This window comes from Rhizobium sp. 2MFCol3.1 (assembly GCF_000377565.1).
GTDB lineage: Bacteria > Pseudomonadota > Alphaproteobacteria > Rhizobiales > Rhizobiaceae > Rhizobium.
In genome coordinates this window covers 143,318-159,450 of sequence record NZ_KB898364.1, presented here as the reverse complement: position 1 = coordinate 159,450, position 16,133 = coordinate 143,318, and the positions used below count along the sequence as shown (strand labels likewise).

The window sequence follows — 16,133 nt, the reverse complement described above, 5'->3', positions numbered from 1 at the left end:
TTGCATGAAATGACTGCCTGCTGCGCCGCCCAAAGCACCCGCTCGAACCCCATCAGTAACCGAAAACCGCAGCAAAAGCGTTCTGTCGAGATCGTCGCGGGATCAGCCTTCGGACCTAGAGGTTTTCCATGTAGTCCTGGGAAATTAGAAGGCTCCAATAATCCTTGAATTAGAATATGAAACTGCCGCCGAACTGACATCGCACTGTCGCTGCCGGCTATAGACCGGTGTCTACAATATTCTGAGATTTGGCGTGTACGAAGACTTCAATCGAAGTTGGGGTCTTTCTTGGTAGGTGTTAAGCACGGCGGCCAACGTCACAATCATAAGAACCCGTCTATTCCCCTAGCGAAGTGAGATAGCGGCCTGACGTCTACATTTCACCGTGGACGAAGGTTGATGCCCTCTCATTCCGAGCAAAAAAAATTGAGGTAGGTAATGCAAGTCTTCGGTTGTCCAAAGCCTTCCCACTGTCGATCGCGGAGCACATCGGTATCGCCCGGCGATTTGAGGTGCGCATGACGCGGCGCAGTCTCGCACAGAATCGGCACCGCGATTCGTGGAAATGTAAAGGTCAGTATTTTAGGTACGGCTTATGTATGCCGCTGTCGGCTCCTGTCGAAAAAGAAAGCCTTGAAAAAAAGCGGCGGTGACGCTTATTTGCGGTGGCCGACGTCAACAAGTCTCGCTCACGATGCGATCGGCTAAATAGGAAAAGGCCGCATTAGCAGTGCGGCCCGATCCAGAAGCCCGGCAAAGCCAATCGAAGCGACTTTGCCGAATGGCCTAACAGAGGATTAGACCAGATGAATTACATCACGCATCGTTCTATCTCGAACATTCTGCGAAAACAACAGAAAACGATCTTCTACCGAGCTCCGGTTCTTAAAAAACGGTGAATTTCTACAACTGCGACAGTTAAGAGTCGCTCCAGGCAGTTTGATTACCTGGCCGACTTGCCCGCATATGCCCAAAAAGGGCGTTCACTGAACCATCGCGACCTTCCATCTACAGAACGGTATAACCGCCGTGGTGGTTGTTCGCGCGCCGTTCCCCTGAGTGAACGGATAGAGGAGTACTCGAATGAAGCCGTTTACCCCGCCTTCCAAGAATGTTCCCGTCCTTGTCCGTGAGTTTGATTTGCAGCCGTATGAGGACGCGATCGAGGAACTCATGGACTTTCGCCGCTCGATTTTCCTCCGACGAATGGATCGTATCGGCCGGGACAGCGAGTAGTCTCGCCCCTGACGTGGATCATTCGGCGGAGGGAGGACATGCCTCTCACTGCGTCGACGACGTGTCATGCGAAAGCGACATAATCAACCAAAGCCAAGGTTGAACGAGGGGCAAGCGTCGAGGGCAACTGAAAGCAACTCGACGGTCTCTTGGTCCAAAATGCGTCGAGCCAGACACCATGCTGGCTCGACGCCGTGGGCGAAGCCGTAAAAGCTGGTTTCTTTCCACCCTTCCTTTGGGGCGCGATGTGGGCGCTGGTGGGAGAAGATGATCGCGATTTTGGGATGATACCAGTTGATCTCTGAGATTCTATCCGTGTGAGAGGAATGGTTTATCGACTAACGAAATGATCCGTGAGACCGCGAGCATTAAGATTGTAAAGTACCTGAAAGGTCGGTCGAGTTCGGCAACAACCGGGTGGCAAGCTATTTCAAGCGGTTTGGCGCTCTGTAACGTTTCGAGGGGATAAGGTGTTTAGACATCGGTTCGCCTGCGAGCCAATAACCTTTCTCCTTGTACTCAAATTCGTTTGCCTCCCAGAGTATCTTTCCAACCCTTTGCGCTGGATTGCTACCGGGTATGTTGATGCCGCCGTCTATAAGTTGCGATAGAATTTCAGTTCGCCCGAGGGGGCGTCCGGCGGCCTTAAGGATGATCTTGACGTGCGTTCGGACACGTGAGGCTAGGTTTTTGCGCTCGGCTTCGGGGGGGGGCTTTTGGGAGCTCGGCCCAGATTTGATCGAGACTTCTGTCGTTTCGACCTGTTGGAGCAGCCGGCGCAACGCCTGCGCTTCTGCGTCAGCCTGGTTCGCCATATCGAGTAAGACATCTGCTCGCGTCCGCAGTGAGGCGGCCTGACGACGAAAGACAGCGGTCTCTTCCTCGGATGTGGCGATCTTGCGTTTAAGTTCACCCGCCCAGGCAGTGAGGTCGAGATGAGCTGACCGCATATCGGAATCTTTCTGTTGAAAGAAAGAATTCTCGGTTTCCGTCTTGGGCGGAATGATATCTTGTTTTGAACGTGGCAACTGGAGGAATCTTTTCGGGGTAAATGATCTTGGTCTGCTAGGTTGAGTCTATCTTTTTGTAGCTTTTTTGTCATGCGGGTAGGTGGGTCGATCACGGTCGACCGCGCTGTTTCCATGAATTCAGACGATGAGGAGGTGTGATTGTCGAAGAAGAAAGAACCCTACCATCTCGATTATTTCGCCTTCGCCCGAGCAGAGGGCGATGCCCCGACAAGATGGGTGGCAAATGGACGTCGAACGCATGCCGTCGGGCTGATTCCATTAAATAAACTGAAACATCACGGGGTGCCTTGGGAGAGCCGGGATGTGGAGCGGGACGCGATGAGAATGCTGTCCGCGTGTTCCCGAGTGGTTAGGGTCAACTCGCAGCCACACTCTATTTTCTTTAAAGTGCGAGAGGTGAATTGGCAGTTCAGATATACGCCCGACATTGAGGCCTATGTCCATCCAAGCTTGCTTTGTGAGTTGCTGGCGGAGAGGCCGTTGTACGAAGCTGTAGCCGAGCCGTTCCAAACTCAGATTGCCTTCGAAGACGCCGTACCCGTCGTTTTTGAGATGAAATCGATGCTTGATGGTAGCTTAAATGACCCCTCAGACCAAGCGAAGATGGATATCGTCAAGGCCATCTACGCCCACGTTGAGCGACCTTTCTTCATCCTCACCGAGAAACCACATATCAACTCGGCGTTGATGGGCGTCATCACTCACCTTGAAGCCGGGGCGAGGGACGCAGTCGGAGACCTCGAGCGATCCCGTTGTTTGTTCGAGTTCGGACGAGAAAAGTGCCTGACCTATGGAGCGCTGAGCGAGGCCTTGGGAGGTCAGCCATTAGGTGAGAGGTTGGTTAAGGCTCTGCATTACAAGCAGTTCCTTTCCATTGATTTGCGCCGCGGCCTTGTCGCGGACGCCCAAGTTTGGTTGAGACAACACGCGGAAATCGGACGAGATGCTTAATATATGTATCGACGACAGATTCCTGCTGACGTGTGTCCCCGAGCCCGGGGAATTTTCGGCGGTTAGCTTGGATGCCAACGAAATAACGCTCAGGCGATTCCCTGACGGCGAGCTGTTGCGCAAGGACACAACCGAGTTTGCCATACACTATGCTGCCGGCAAGATCATGCAAACTGCCCAAGCGGGGCAGAAACTCAACACCTTCACAGCTCGACTTCTGCTGGCCCTGCTCAAGCCGGAAGGCCGGAAAGTAACTGTAGGAGAGATGGAAGACTGGGAGAAGCAGAGGGAGGGATTGATTCATGCCGCAACCAAGCAATTTTATGGGAATAAATACCTAGACCAGCGGAAATTCAATTGCGACTATACGAAAACCGAGGATGATCTTGCGCAGTTCATGAAGGATTTGCACCCGGAGGCGGATAAGCTCGGGCTCGGTGAATGGATACCCTCAGCAACTGTAATCCGGGTGCTTGTCTTCAATCGAACAAGGCACGTGAGCTTGGTTGATTGCATGCGCAAGGAGCCGGCCGTGCGCAAGCGCGGAATCTGGCCGGAGTGGACTTACATCCTTGCTCAAGAGGCGATCGAAAAGGTTTTCCGGCGTGAGCTCAAGAAACCCGCGCAGGCCTATGAATGGTTCTTCGGCCAATTCTATAAAGAGCGCGACGACGGCATTGGAATTGAAGGTGGTCGCCCCGACCCACCCACGGATCGTGTTTTCCGCAATTGGTTCAAACAGGCGTCAACGAAGCAAAACCTCGAGCGCATTCATGGATCACGCAAAGTCAACAAGAGCCTGAAGGGCGTGATCAAGCCGCAGGACGCGGTGCGTCCGCTCCAGATCGTGATCATAGACCAGACCGTCGGCAATATCTGGTCTGCGGTGAAAAGTCGGTCCAACGGGTTAGTGAATAGAGCGCTTCCGCCAGGGACGATCGAGCCAGACATGCCTTCGGACGAGACGCGGAAGGAGGTGCTAACCGCAAAAAGACCGGAAATCGTCTACGCCGTGGACGTCTTCTCGCGAAAGACGCTTGCTCTCATTCTTACTTTTGAGCCGCCATCCATCAACACGTTCATGGCGTGTCTGAAAATGGTCATGACACCCAAGCTTGAGTGGAAGAGGCGATTTCCAGACCTCCCGGACGCAACGGAAGGCCACGGCCCCCCGGAGACCGTCGTGCTTGACAACCTAAGAGTTCACATTACGGACAGCGTTCAGTTGGGTCTGCTGGCGATGAACATAGGAGTCGAATATGCGGCGCTAGCGTCGCCAGAATGGAAGGCGATCGTCGAGAGAGCCATCGGAACCGTCAAGAGAGTGATGGAAGGCCTCCCTGGCGGGTTCTCCATAGACTATCCCAATGTCAACTCCTCGGACCACCAAAAGTATGCGGCGCTCGATCTGGACGAGATCGACGAAATGGCAACGTTCAAGCTTATTACTGAACACCATATGAAGCCCCACGGCGGGACAGACGAACCACCCGGCGCGCGTTTTGTGCAAGGTATCAAAAAGTACGGAAGAGGTACTTTGCCCGATCTGCGCCAACTCGACCTCATGCTTCGGCGACGGAAGATCAACGCGACACTTACAAGAAACGGCGTCGTCTTCAAAGGGCATCGGTTCCATAATGAAGGAGCTGTAAGTCGTCTTCTCCAAGAGTTCGTTGCCAAAACAAAAGGGCAAATTGGGGAGGCCGTCAGCCTGAAGATCACGATTCTCTGGAAACCTGGTGATTGCTCTTCAATCGGCGTCACCGGTCCGGGAGGGAAGGCGGTCGTTGAACTGTCAAATGTAGACCCGGTTTTCGCTCGGACTCCTATGTCGTACGCCTTTGCCGCTGCTGCGAAAAAGGCCAACCAGAAGATATTCGAGCTCCAATATCCGCCCGAGCTAAGGGCAAGGTACCTGAGAGAGTTCTATGAGCGGCTGGAGCAGCTGCTCCCGAGGCAGAGTCACAAGGCGGGAAAAAAGACGACAAGGTTGCTTGAGGGGGGACGAGGGGTCGTCATCCCGGCGGACGTGCGGAGCTTCGATATCACCATTCCCGTCACGAACCTTGGTCTCGCGAATGTCGATATCCCAATTGCATCCGCAGCCGCCGACGGACGCGACCCGCCCACGCCGCCCAAGCGGAAGGGCCCACCGCGGACGTCGAAAACTTTGGCGGCAGACTCGCAAATCCCAAAATGGGAGCCTCCCACGTCGGAGGCGAACTACACGTTTACCGCGGCGGAAAGCGAGGCTTTGCTCGACCAGATGGAAGCGGAAATGGAAGCGACGCGACACTGAACCATTGAAGGAGCGGATAAGGTGAAACCACTACCGGACATTTCCTTGGAGTTCCGCCATATGCGGATACCCTTGCCAAAGATCGATGAGGCCCATCAGGCGTTTAACCGCTTGATAGATAGCCGCATGGCAGCGCTGAACGACAATCGTCCCTCTAATGCCGAGGCGGGATGCGTGACGATTTTCGCCCCGTCCCATGCCGGGAAAACAACCATCATCAATTGGTTTCACGAAAAGTATCTTGGCGGCAATTACAATCAAAAAGAGACGAAAGTCGCGTTGATAACCTTGAACGGCGAATCTGCACAAAGTGCATTCTTGACGCAGGTCCTCAAAGGGTTGGGCGACCCGCTGCCGACCTTAGGTAAGCCGCATGAGATGTTGGAGCGCATCGAAAATCTCATCGTAAAATCCCCGATGCTGCTGATTATTTTCGATGAGGCCAACAATTTGAGAATGCGAACCGCCAGCGACAAAGACGCGAGCAGGACGCACAATAATCTTAGAGGTTTCGCAAAACTCTTTGGCTGCCCGATCGCCGTAGTCGGAACCGAAGAGGCGAAAGCTAGAATTGGTAGCGACGGGCAGATTTGCAGCATCGACTTTCCCGTGGTGATGAATGAGCTGCAGCTAGAAAATCCAAAAGATGCAGCCGTTCTGGTCAAGTACTGCACGCAATTGGGCATCAAGTTAAAGGAGCATGGCCTGTTCGAGACCCGGAGCAATTTCGTGGTAGGTAATACCCTCGCGTGCCTTGCGGAGGCATCAGGGGGCTGGACAGGGCGGATTTCGCGCCTTGTCGAGCGCGCGTCGTATTTGGCGCGAGATGAGGGAGCCAGCTGTGTAGAAGTAAGACATCTCGAGGTCGCAACCGACCTCTATGCGATCCCGCACGGCTTCTGCACAGTCAATCCGTTTACCAGAGATCGCCAGGTATCTGGACGCGCGAAGGCGCGGGGTGGACGTTCTCGTGGCTGAAGGTTACCCGCCAACCGAACTGTCAAGGCGCACGACAGGTGGCAGTTCAAGATTTGCACTACCGATAGAGGTTGGATGCGGCGAGGGGCTAAGAGAGGCTCTTCATCGGGCTTGCTTATGGAATGCGTTTCCCCGACCTTCGGTCATCCTGGACCTTGCTGGATGTACGTCCGTTCGAAAGCTGTCGGCGCTCGCTACATGCGAGAGCCGAAGTGAGATTTTGGAATTGGCGGAAATTCTCAGCCTTAATCCTGACGATCGCGAAAGACTATCAAGGGAAAAACTGCCGATCCACGCAAGCCGGGATTTTGTGATGTTCTTCGGTCATCCCCTTCGGCGCGGTCACATCTCCAGTGCCCGACGTATTGCCCCACAGATGTTAGCTAAGGGTGAGGGGCTAAAAGCTATCTGGTCACTAAAGCCTCTCGCCATAGACCCCATTAGTCGAGAATACCTAGCCGATCGCTGCCCATGCGGTGCGCGACTGGGATGGGAACTCTCTTGTGATCCATGGATGTGTGACCAGTGCATGGGGGACCTTCGAGACCTGGCGGTTAAAATTTACGAACCTCAAGACGAGAAGGCCTTGGATTTCGCCGCTCGTCTTCTCGATCCCGAAGCTACTGGACGAAGAACCTATCTTTCCCCGGCATCAGAGTTGGCAGACGAGAGCCACAGTAACCTTTTTCAATTCGTTGTGCGCATTGCTCAAACTTGCCAGCGTAACGAACTCATTGATCGTCGCGGCGTGATCGAACCCCAACACCTCGAAAGAGCTGGAAGGGCCCTCCTCGAATGGCCGCACGGCTTCGAAGAACTGGTGGAAGTAGTATCTGCAGCGCCACCAGGGGGCAAGGACCTCGGATGGTTCAAAAGCAAACCGCTCCGCAAGCTGCAGTTTGACCCGACGGTGCCAGAGACGATCAGAAGGCGCATCAAGGTTGTTCTGGACAAAGCTCGGCGCGTTGAAGCCGTAAGTTCAAGATCGTTCACGCCGGACTTCGCCGATGCGTCCCCGGTCGAACACGGAAGTCGACTGAAGCGCCCGAGGGAGGCAGTTCTAAGTCTGATTAGAAGCAGAGGGACAGTAGTGGATGATCCTCGTGCGGCGACTGCGCATACCTACATCGCCGCCCTGAGAGACATTGAACCCGTGAGACGTTTTTCGCAGGATTTAGGGGTGCCGGTTCCGGCGGTTTTTGAGCTCCTCAAGACCGGTCTGGCACCTGAATTGGCACCTGCGATCGTTCATCTTGGAAGTCTTATAACACCGGCCATCGACAGAGATTTGCTTTGCGGTATCTCGAAGTCCATTCGCCCCGGGACCAGAAGCGGTGCCATCGGCCTTGTGTCATGTTGCTTTGCTTTGGACCCGTCGCTGACGTTTAGTTGGTCCACAATACTACGCGCGATCTTGGACGGCCGGCTTGGGGTTTGGCGCGGACAGAGACCAGCGCGTGGGTTGATATCGGAACTTGTCGTCAAAGACTTTTCGTTTCTGAGCTCTCTTATTAAGACGCAGCCCACCAGCGATGACGTCCTCAATGCTCCGATGAGCCAGAACGAGCTCTCGATGATCATAGATCGGACACGGTCTGTCGCCGCCAACATTGTCAACTCGGGGCTGATCACGGGGATTTCTACAGCGGGGAAGCTGGCACAGTTGCGAAAAAAGTGGGCGTTCGGCTTTGAGCTGCAAACCCTTGCAAAAATCCGATGCGGTCCGGTCAAAAATCTACATAGGACGCTGACGCACGTTGATGTCAAGCGCGTGACATCTGGTGATGTGACCTTTTGGGATCGAAACGAAGCCCTGTCTAAACTCGGACTACTTTCCCTCTAGCTTACTGATCCATCGGCGGCTTGAGGCGCAAAGACCGATGAAACGCGACTGGCGTAGTGTCTACGAGCATTCAAGCTAGAGTGCCGTCTCCCGATGTATTCTTCACTTGAGGCAGATTAGCGAATTTGCTCGACGATTATTGTGTCTTTCACGAACGGAGAGCACCAAAATCTCAAAATTCCCGGGCGCAGAACGCGCATTTCAAAGGAGTCGCTGTGACCAAACTCCATGCCCGACCCTACATATTGGTTCTACAACAGTCCGAGAGACCGCAGTACGCATTCCCCATAGACCCTCGACAGGACGAGGGCGTCCCGGATTTGCTCATGAGAGCAACGTGCGAAAATGGCTTCCCCGATATGCGAGCCGTCAATTTGATGTTGGGTTGCTCCAGTGACAAACAGTGGTCTCACAGCGCGTTGACAAAACGCCCTATCGACCCGGTGGCGATAGCGACGATGCTGGGTTTGGAACCCGAACGTATCGAAGCGATCCTTTACGGAATGCGTCCAGGGCTGATAAATTTTTTTGGCGCGAAAATTACGTCTTTCAATTTGGGCGGAGCGCGAAAAGTATCACCGACACATTTGAAGCTGCATGGATATCAAAAGGCCCTCTGGGGGCTTCGTTGCTTTTCATTTGATCCGGAAAAACGTGAGGAGCTTATAGATCGCTGCGACTGCGGACGTCGCCTTCTGTTCGGGCAAACAGCGGCGTTCTTTACGTGCACTAAATGCGGCGCGGACTTGCGGGAACTGAAATCACCGATGGTCGATATCATCGACGGTACGGCGCTCGATTTCTTTCTCACGCTGATTGATCCATGCGCGGATCGCTCGAGGCGGTGGAACATCGGGGAGAGCCTGAGGAGATTCTCTCGGGGAGAAATATTTACGCTGATCGTGGAGTCAGCAAAATTGTTGAATCTCCAGATGACGGGCCGGAAAGACAAGAGGGTGAATGACTACACCATCCCGCCCGCTGTACTGCTGAAGGCTGCCCGTAGTGTCCTTCACTGGCCGAATGGGTTTATTGAGATGGCGATATCTATAGAAGACAGCAAAATTGCCAGCTCCACTCGCCAGAAGACCCATCCGTTGGTCGCGAGCATTCCTCTACAGTTGCAAGACCTCAAGTGGTTCATCCGAAAGGAATTGAATGTCGTTTTCGGAAAAGGGCAACGACTGCGTTTCCGTCACCCGACGTCGACGACAAGCCAAGCTGAAGACCCCCCCATCTTCTTTCCAAAGACAGTGAAATCCCAAGCTAAATCCTTGGGTCTACCCCGCTGCGAAGTCCTGAATTTGTACAAGGTTGGGTCAATACAGTGCCCAGATGCATCGCTTGGGTCGCTGCTGGGAGCGTCGCCGAATGCCCCGGCTCTCGATCTCGAATCCTTTAGATCGAGCGAAACAAAAAAAGCCCAAGGGTTGCCTGTTTTCGAACTGGTGCACTCATGCCGGCCATCGAGGCATCCATGGGCGTCTGTTTATCAGGCCATCCTGAAGGGGGAACTAAAAGTAGCTCTGCAGACTTCAAAGGGTAGCAGTACTCGGTTCTCGAAATGTATTTTCACAAAAGAAATCGATCAGGTGCGGGAGATTTGTCAGTATCACGAGTCAGCTCTCAGCCCAGACACCCAGATACACCTCGATGATGTGATGTTCTATCTACGAATGTGCCGAACATCGCGGGCGATTTTGCGCGGCACGGGCTTAATCCCTCCTGGAAAACTGACTTTAGGAATGATCTGGGAACTGCAGCTACGCTACATGACGTTTCAAGACATAAGCTCCCACCTGCTTGTAATGGGGATGAACCAGTATCCAAATATCCTAATGGAAGACATTGATAAATCTGGAATATCTCGAATGACGCCTGAGGTTCGTATCTATAAAAGAGAGGATGCCGAAGCGTACTTGGCTGCGTTTAAACTAGGCGTTCGTTACGTTTAGCAAAGCGAGGAATCAACATAACTTCCATTTCCGGAATCAAGAGTTTTTTCCGTCCACATGGCGCTGACGATCACGACGGTGATGCCCGCTGGCGCATACCGGCGCGGCACGTTCACGTCGGCGGCAAGATGGCCGGGCTGGCGGGCGATCTGTTCGATGGCGGTGCGTCGCATCGCCAGAACGCGGCGGCGAGCGATGAAGTCGCGCAGGCTGTCTATCAGGGTTCGAGTGGTCATCGGTTTGTCTCCTTCATCGAAGTGATCCGATGCCAACCAGATTGAACCTCCGTTGACTTTCAATCAAACAAAATGATATTGTGTTATGTATCAAGAAAATTGAAAGATGAGATGATGACAGCTCCGCTTCGCCGTCCCATTCCGCTCCTCGACAACGATGTGCTGCGCACCTTCGTGGCGATCGCCGAGACCGGCAATTTTTCAACGGCCGCCGAAGCCGTGTTCCGAACGCCTTCGGCTGTGTCCATGCAGATCAAGAAACTCGAAGAGCAGCTCGGCGCGACGCTGTTTTTGCGCGACGCGCGCTCGGTGTCGCTGACGCAGCATGGCGAGGTGCTTCTCTCCTATGCGCGCAACATGCTCGCTCTTTCCAATGAGGCCGTGTCGCGCTTCATCATGCCGGAGCTCAGCGGCGTCGTGCGGCTTGGGGCGCCCGAGGATATCGGCGAGCGCATCCTGCCCGGCATCCTGAAGAACTTCGCCGAGAACTTTCCCGGCATCATGGTCGATGTGACCATCGATATGAGCCTGGGGCTTCGCAAGCGCATGGAGGAGCAGAGGCTCGATCTGGCGCTGATCAACTGCGCCACGCGTCCGCTGCCGACCGATGGTGAGATCGTCTATCGCGAGCGGCTGGTCTGGGCCGGCGCCAAGTGCGGCACCGCGCATCGCCGCGAGCCGCTGCCGATCTCCATCTGGGAAGAGGGATGCATCTGGCGGCTGGAAGCGCTTGCGCAGCTTGAGCGGATGAAACGGGATTTCCGCGTGGCGTTTCTGAGCGGTCACACGATGGCGCAGCGCGCCGCCGTGGTCTCTGATCTCGCCATCGCGCCGCTACCGCGCTCCTATGTCGGAGAGGATATGGAAATCCTCGGCGCGCAGGACGGGCTGCCCGAGCTCGGCTCGTTCGATATCCGTCTCTTGACCGTCTCACAGATGACGGCGCCGATGAAGACGGTGGCCGAAAGCATTCGGCTGGCGTTCAGCGAAAAGGCCAAGGCGATCGCCGCCTGACGGCCGACCAGGCATGTGACCGATGCCCGGCTAATATCGTTCATTTAAAAAAGAGAAGTCTGGCTGAAACCTTTTTGGGTTCAGTGCGTTATCAGCGCGCAGCAGTCGTGCGACTGGCTGCGGAGAGCGGTTTTTAACAAGGGATTTCCGACTATGACCACCACGGTAAAGATTGGTGCTGCCATCATGCTTCTGTTCACTCTGGCCTCTTGCGCCAACACCATCCGTGGCGTCGGTCGCGATACGGCGAACGCCGTCAACGCCACGCAGGATGCCGGCCGTAGCGTCAATCACGCTGCCAAGAAGTAAGCCGGCTCAGATTTTCGCCTGCGGATAGGCTTTTTCCAGCCCATCCGATGCCGTCAGGCCCTTGCGGAAGGCGGCATAGGCGGGATGCTGGCTGGACTTGGACGCTTCCATCAAACGAATCTGGAGACGCGGCGGTGCTGCGTCTCCAACCCATTTCCCCAATGCCTCGAGCTTCAGCGTGTTCAGGAACGGTGCGCGCGACGCATTGTCGAGGTGACGGTGGATGCCATCGAGCAGGCTGTCGTCCTGCGCCGGATTTTCCATGATCAGCCCGAGATAGGACTTGTCCTGTTCGCCCAGCGCGGAAAACTTGGCGGCGATCGTCTCGGAATCGGGAAACGGGGCTGAGGTCATCGTCATTCTCCATGTCGTCTGTATTTCGTTCGTCGCTGCAAGCGGCGAGTCGTCTTTGGCGACTTATATGCAACGCGCTGGCTTGCGGAAACCTGTCGCCCGTGCGGCAGCCTGTCTCAACCCGCTCATATCGTTGCCGAAACAAAATCGTCAAAAGGGCGCGAATTCATATTTGGTTAAGTGCTCACTAACCATCCGGTAACAATGTGGCGCTAAGAATAGCTGCGTGGCGGGGGACAACCGCTGCTTCTCCGGATCAGGTATTGCGTCCCGGGGAACGTGAGCTTGGCCGTGTATGGGCAAAGCGCCAGCGTATTTCGGCAAGCCGCGCGACCTTAGGTCTGCGCGGCTTTCGCATTTAAAGCGGCTGCGATTGAGCCGTTGCGATTGACCGAGGCTGAAACGCCGTTGTACGCCGTCTTCAGTTTTGTGGAGACGCCGCCGCCAATGACCCAAGCCATCATGCTGCAAGGAACCGGCTCGGATGTCGGCAAGACGGTGCTCGTTGCCGGCCTTTGCCGGCTGGCGGCCAATCGCGGCATCTCGGTGCGCCCGTTCAAACCACAGAATATGTCGAACAACGCAGCCGTCGCCGATGATGGCGGCGAGATCGGGCGGGCGCAGTGGCTGCAGTCGATGGCCGCGCGCGTGCCGTCTTCCGTGCACATGAACCCGGTGTTGCTCAAGCCGCAATCGGATGTCGGCAGCCAGATCATCGTGCAGGGCAAGGTCTGGGGGCAGGCCAAGGGCCGCGACTACCAGCGTCTCAAGCCGCAGTTGCTCGACTATGTCACCGAGAGCTTTCAGACGATCTCGCGCGGCGCCGATCTCGTGATCGTCGAGGGGGCGGGGTCGCCGGCTGAAATCAACCTGCGGCCGGGCGATATCGCCAATATGGGCTTTGCGACGAGGGCCGGCGTGCCCGTGGTTCTCGTCGGTGATATCGATCGCGGCGGGGTGATCGCTTCGCTGGTCGGGACGCACACGATCCTGTCCGACGAGGATCGGGCGATGATCTCGGGCTATATCATCAACAAGTTTCGCGGCGACGTGTCGCTGTTCGACGACGGGATTGCTGCTGTCGGGCGTTTCACCGGCTGGCCTTGTTTCGGCGTCGTGCCTTGGCTGAAGGCCGCCGCGCGGCTGCCGGCCGAGGATTCGGTGGCGCTGGAGCGGCTGGCGCGGGGGCAGGCCGGGGCGCTGAAGATCGCGGTTCCCGTGTTGCCGCGGATCGCCAACTTCGACGATCTCGATCCGCTGCTGGCGGAGCCGGATGTGGAGCTTGTTTTCGTTCGCGCCGGCGAACAGTTGCCTGTCGATGCGCAGCTGATCATCCTTCCGGGGTCGAAATCGACCATTTCCGATCTTGCGGATTTCAGGGCTCAAGGCTGGGATAACGATCTCGCCGCGCATATCAGGCGCGGCGGACGGATCATCGGAATCTGTGGCGGCTACCAGATGCTCGGTCGCATGGTGCGTGATCCGTTGGGCATCGAAGGGAGCGTGCGCGAGATCGAGGGGCTCGGCTTGCTCGACGTCGAGACCGTCATGGACGCGGAGAAGACGGTGCGCAACAGCGTGGCGGTTTCGGCGGAGAATGGTGAGGCGCTCTCAGGCTACCAGATTCATCTCGGGATTACCGAAGGCGCCGGCCGCGTGCGGCCCTTCGCGATCGTCGATGGCAAGCCTGATGGCGCGATCTCGGGCGATGGGCAGATCGTCGGGACCTATCTGCACGGGCTGTTTGCCAGCGATGGCTATCGGTCCCGGCTGCTCGCAAGCTTCGGCCTGACAGGCCAGAGCCGCGACTATCGCGCCGGCGTCGAGCAGGCGCTCGACGAGGTTGCCGCCGAACTCGAAACGCATCTCGATAAGCGCTGGCTGGATAGTCTGCTCACTTAAATCTCGCCGGAGACCTCGCGGCGGCGGCGGTCCAGTTCTTCGCTGTAGCGGCGCAGCGTGTGGGCTTCGCTGAGCTGGCCGACCACGGTGCGCTCCACGAGGTTGTTGACGACGGCGAGCGCTTCGCTCTCGGTCTTGTCGAAGATCGCGGCGGCCTGCTTGGCGTTCATCTGTGGCGTCAGGAAGTCGTTGCGGTAGCGCACGAATTCGTCGAGGCCCTTGCTCTCGTCGGCGGTGTCGGTGAGGTTGGCGTAGATATCGGGCACAAGCACGAGGCCGGCATATTTGCCGCTGTCCTCGACCAGGATCACGCGCTGGGCCGAGCCGATCGGGAAGCTTTCCTTGAATTGCTCGATGCTGATACCGACCTTCGCGGTCTTGACGTCGGCGCGCATCAGCTTGTTGACCGTCAGGTTGCGGATCCAGCCGACGTCGTGGGCGCTGCGGATGCTTTCACCGCGCAAGTGGAAACGCCATGTGGCGAAGGAGTAACCGAAGGTGCTGCGCACGACGAGCGACGAGGTGATGACGGCGGCGAGAACCAGCGCCGTAATCGGGAAGTCGCCGGTGATCTCCAGCGCCAGGAAGGTCATGGTCAGCGGTCCGCCGATGACGGCGACGGCAAGCGAGCTCATGCCGACGACGGCATAGATGATCGGCGTCAGCGTTGCGTGGGCGAAATAAGGGGCCGAATAGGCGAAGAACTTGCCGAGCAGCGCGCCCATGAACAGCGAGGCGAAGAACAGGCCACCACGGAAGCCGGAGCCGATCGAGATTGCCGAGGCCAGCGCCTTGAGCAGGAAAAGTCCGATCAGCACGGGAATCACGACCTCACGGTCGAGATTGAGATGCAGGGCGCCATGGCCTGCGGACAGCACCTGCGGCGTCACCAGCGCCAGCAGCCCGACGATGATGCCGCCAAGCGCCGGGCGGAAGGGCAGCGCGATCGAGCTGCGGCGTGCGAGCTCCTCGATAAAGGCGACGCCCTGCATGATCAGGATGCCGATGCCGGCGCAGAAGGCGCCGAGCAGGATGGCGGGCACGTAATCGGCCGGCATGACCGTTCCGAAATCGCCGACATCGATGATGAAATCGCTGCCGGCCAGCAGCCGGGCGACCAGCGTGGAAACGAGCGCCGAGACGACGACCGGCGTCAGTGACACGATCGTATAGGTGCCGATGATGAGCTCGAAGGCGTAGAAGGCGCCGGTCAGTGGGGCGTTGAAGGCAGCGGCGATGGCGCCGGCGGCGCCGCAGCCGACGAGAACGCGTAGGTCGGCGCGGCGCAGCTGAAGCTTGAAGCCGAGCTTCGAGGCGATGCCGGACGCCAACTGCGTATAGCCGGCCTCAAGGCCGACGGAGGCGCCGAAGCCGTTGGAGATCAGGTTCTGGATGGCGACGATGATGCTGTCCGTCAAGGACAGGCGGCCACCGTGCAGCGCGTTGGCCTCGATCGGGTCGACCATCGGCTTCTTGCGGGTCTTCGCCAGCACATACATCAACAGGCCGAGCAGGATGCCGCCGCAGACGGGGGCCGCCATCAGCAGGAACTTGTCGTCGATCTGCGAGGAGCTCAGACGCTCGACATCGCTGATGCCGAAGATCAGGCTGTGCATCTCGCGTGAAATCAGGCTCATGCCGGTGACGGCGAGGCCTGACGTGACGCCGATCAGCGCGCCGGCCAGCACCATGCCCATCTCGCTGCGTCTCAGGAGCGCGCGCATGCGCCCCGCATCGAGCAGTGTGTGTAGCGGGCCGAGCCGTCTAAGATTGATTTTCAGGCGCATGGTGGGGAAACTAGGCGGGCGAAAGCCCGTTCAAGGGTGGCGAAGGAGGGGACATTTGCGGTGCTGCGCCGCATGCGCTGCAAATGCGGCAAAAACCCGGCTGACGCAACAAGTTTTTATGACATTAAGTGCCTGATAATAGACGATAAATCTGGTAGAGATGATCGTCTTGAGGGTTGATGTCAGTCAATTTGGCTGGTGGCCGCGATTGGCGGTCGATTGACTTCGCTGTCGCGCT

13 protein-coding genes are annotated in these 16,133 nt (G+C 56.7%); 9 read left to right on the top strand and 4 right to left on the bottom strand.

Annotated features, from left to right (window positions below; translation table 11 throughout):
• Positions 1-1,083: 1,083 nt before the first annotated feature.
• Positions 1,084-1,236, top strand: coding sequence for a hypothetical protein (locus D460_RS36045; protein ID WP_018900676.1), 153 nt, complete (start codon positions 1,084-1,086; stop codon positions 1,234-1,236).
• Positions 1,237-1,661: 425 nt separating this feature from the next.
• On the opposite strand, the gene D460_RS0121580 is transcribed toward D460_RS36045, so the two are convergent.
• Positions 1,662-2,264: a hypothetical protein gene (locus D460_RS0121580; protein ID WP_155947807.1), complete on the bottom strand. Its 603-nt coding sequence runs from the start codon at positions 2,262-2,264 to the stop codon at positions 1,662-1,664.
• A gap of 141 nt (positions 2,265-2,405) precedes the next feature.
• On the opposite strand from D460_RS0121580, the gene D460_RS0121575 reads away from it, so the two are divergent.
• The 5 genes from D460_RS0121575 to D460_RS0121555 all read left to right on the top strand — a co-directional run bounded on the left by D460_RS0121575 (position 2,406) and on the right by D460_RS0121555 (position 10,293).
• Complete coding sequence (locus tag D460_RS0121575) at positions 2,406-3,218, top strand: hypothetical protein (protein ID WP_018900674.1); 813 nt, start codon at positions 2,406-2,408, stop codon at positions 3,216-3,218.
• Between the two features lie 67 nt (positions 3,219-3,285).
• Entirely contained in the window at positions 3,286-5,517 is a 2,232-nt protein-coding gene (locus tag D460_RS0121570) for a DDE-type integrase/transposase/recombinase (RefSeq protein ID WP_196809351.1), read from the top strand.
• A 21-nt stretch (positions 5,518-5,538) separates the two neighbouring features.
• Positions 5,539-6,495 (top strand): ATP-binding protein, encoded by a 957-nt coding sequence (locus tag D460_RS0121565; RefSeq protein ID WP_155947806.1) that lies wholly within the window; start codon positions 5,539-5,541, stop codon positions 6,493-6,495.
• A 226-nt stretch (positions 6,496-6,721) separates the two neighbouring features.
• On the top strand, positions 6,722-8,338 hold the full coding sequence (locus tag D460_RS0121560; protein WP_155947805.1) for a hypothetical protein: 1,617 nt from the start codon (positions 6,722-6,724) through the stop codon (positions 8,336-8,338).
• Between the two features lie 326 nt (positions 8,339-8,664).
• Positions 8,665-10,293, top strand: coding sequence for a hypothetical protein (locus D460_RS0121555; RefSeq protein ID WP_155947804.1), 1,629 nt, complete (start codon positions 8,665-8,667; stop codon positions 10,291-10,293).
• Here D460_RS0121555 and D460_RS0121550 read toward each other — a convergent pair.
• Positions 10,290-10,565 carry a hypothetical protein gene (locus D460_RS0121550; protein ID WP_026283380.1) on the bottom strand — a complete coding sequence of 92 codons (276 nt, stop codon included), beginning with the start codon at positions 10,563-10,565 and terminating at the stop codon, positions 10,290-10,292. The genes D460_RS0121555 and D460_RS0121550 overlap by 4 nt on opposite strands.
• A gap of 36 nt (positions 10,566-10,601) precedes the next feature.
• Here D460_RS0121550 and D460_RS0121545 point away from each other — a divergent pair, with 36 nt between their 5' ends.
• Both D460_RS0121545 and D460_RS0121540 read left to right on the top strand, forming a co-directional pair.
• Positions 10,602-11,543: a LysR family transcriptional regulator gene (locus D460_RS0121545; protein ID WP_026283379.1), complete on the top strand. Its 942-nt coding sequence runs from the start codon at positions 10,602-10,604 to the stop codon at positions 11,541-11,543.
• Between the two features lie 153 nt (positions 11,544-11,696).
• Positions 11,697-11,852: an entericidin A/B family lipoprotein gene (locus tag D460_RS0121540; RefSeq protein WP_018900667.1), complete on the top strand. Its 156-nt coding sequence runs from the start codon at positions 11,697-11,699 to the stop codon at positions 11,850-11,852.
• A 6-nt stretch (positions 11,853-11,858) separates the two neighbouring features.
• Here D460_RS0121540 and D460_RS0121535 read toward each other — a convergent pair whose 3' ends face one another.
• Positions 11,859-12,206, bottom strand: coding sequence for a hypothetical protein (locus tag D460_RS0121535; protein WP_018900666.1), 348 nt, complete (start codon positions 12,204-12,206; stop codon positions 11,859-11,861).
• A 447-nt stretch (positions 12,207-12,653) separates the two neighbouring features.
• On the opposite strand from D460_RS0121535, the gene D460_RS0121525 reads away from it, so the two are divergent.
• Positions 12,654-14,108 carry a cobyric acid synthase gene (locus D460_RS0121525; protein WP_018900665.1) on the top strand — a complete coding sequence of 485 codons (1,455 nt, stop codon included), beginning with the start codon at positions 12,654-12,656 and terminating at the stop codon, positions 14,106-14,108.
• On the opposite strand, the gene D460_RS0121520 is transcribed toward D460_RS0121525, so the two are convergent.
• Positions 14,105-15,895: a chloride channel protein gene (locus tag D460_RS0121520; RefSeq protein ID WP_018900664.1), complete on the bottom strand. Its 1,791-nt coding sequence runs from the start codon at positions 15,893-15,895 to the stop codon at positions 14,105-14,107. The two genes, D460_RS0121525 and D460_RS0121520, sit on opposite strands and share 4 nt — an antisense overlap.
• Between the last annotated feature and the right edge of the window lie 238 nt (positions 15,896-16,133).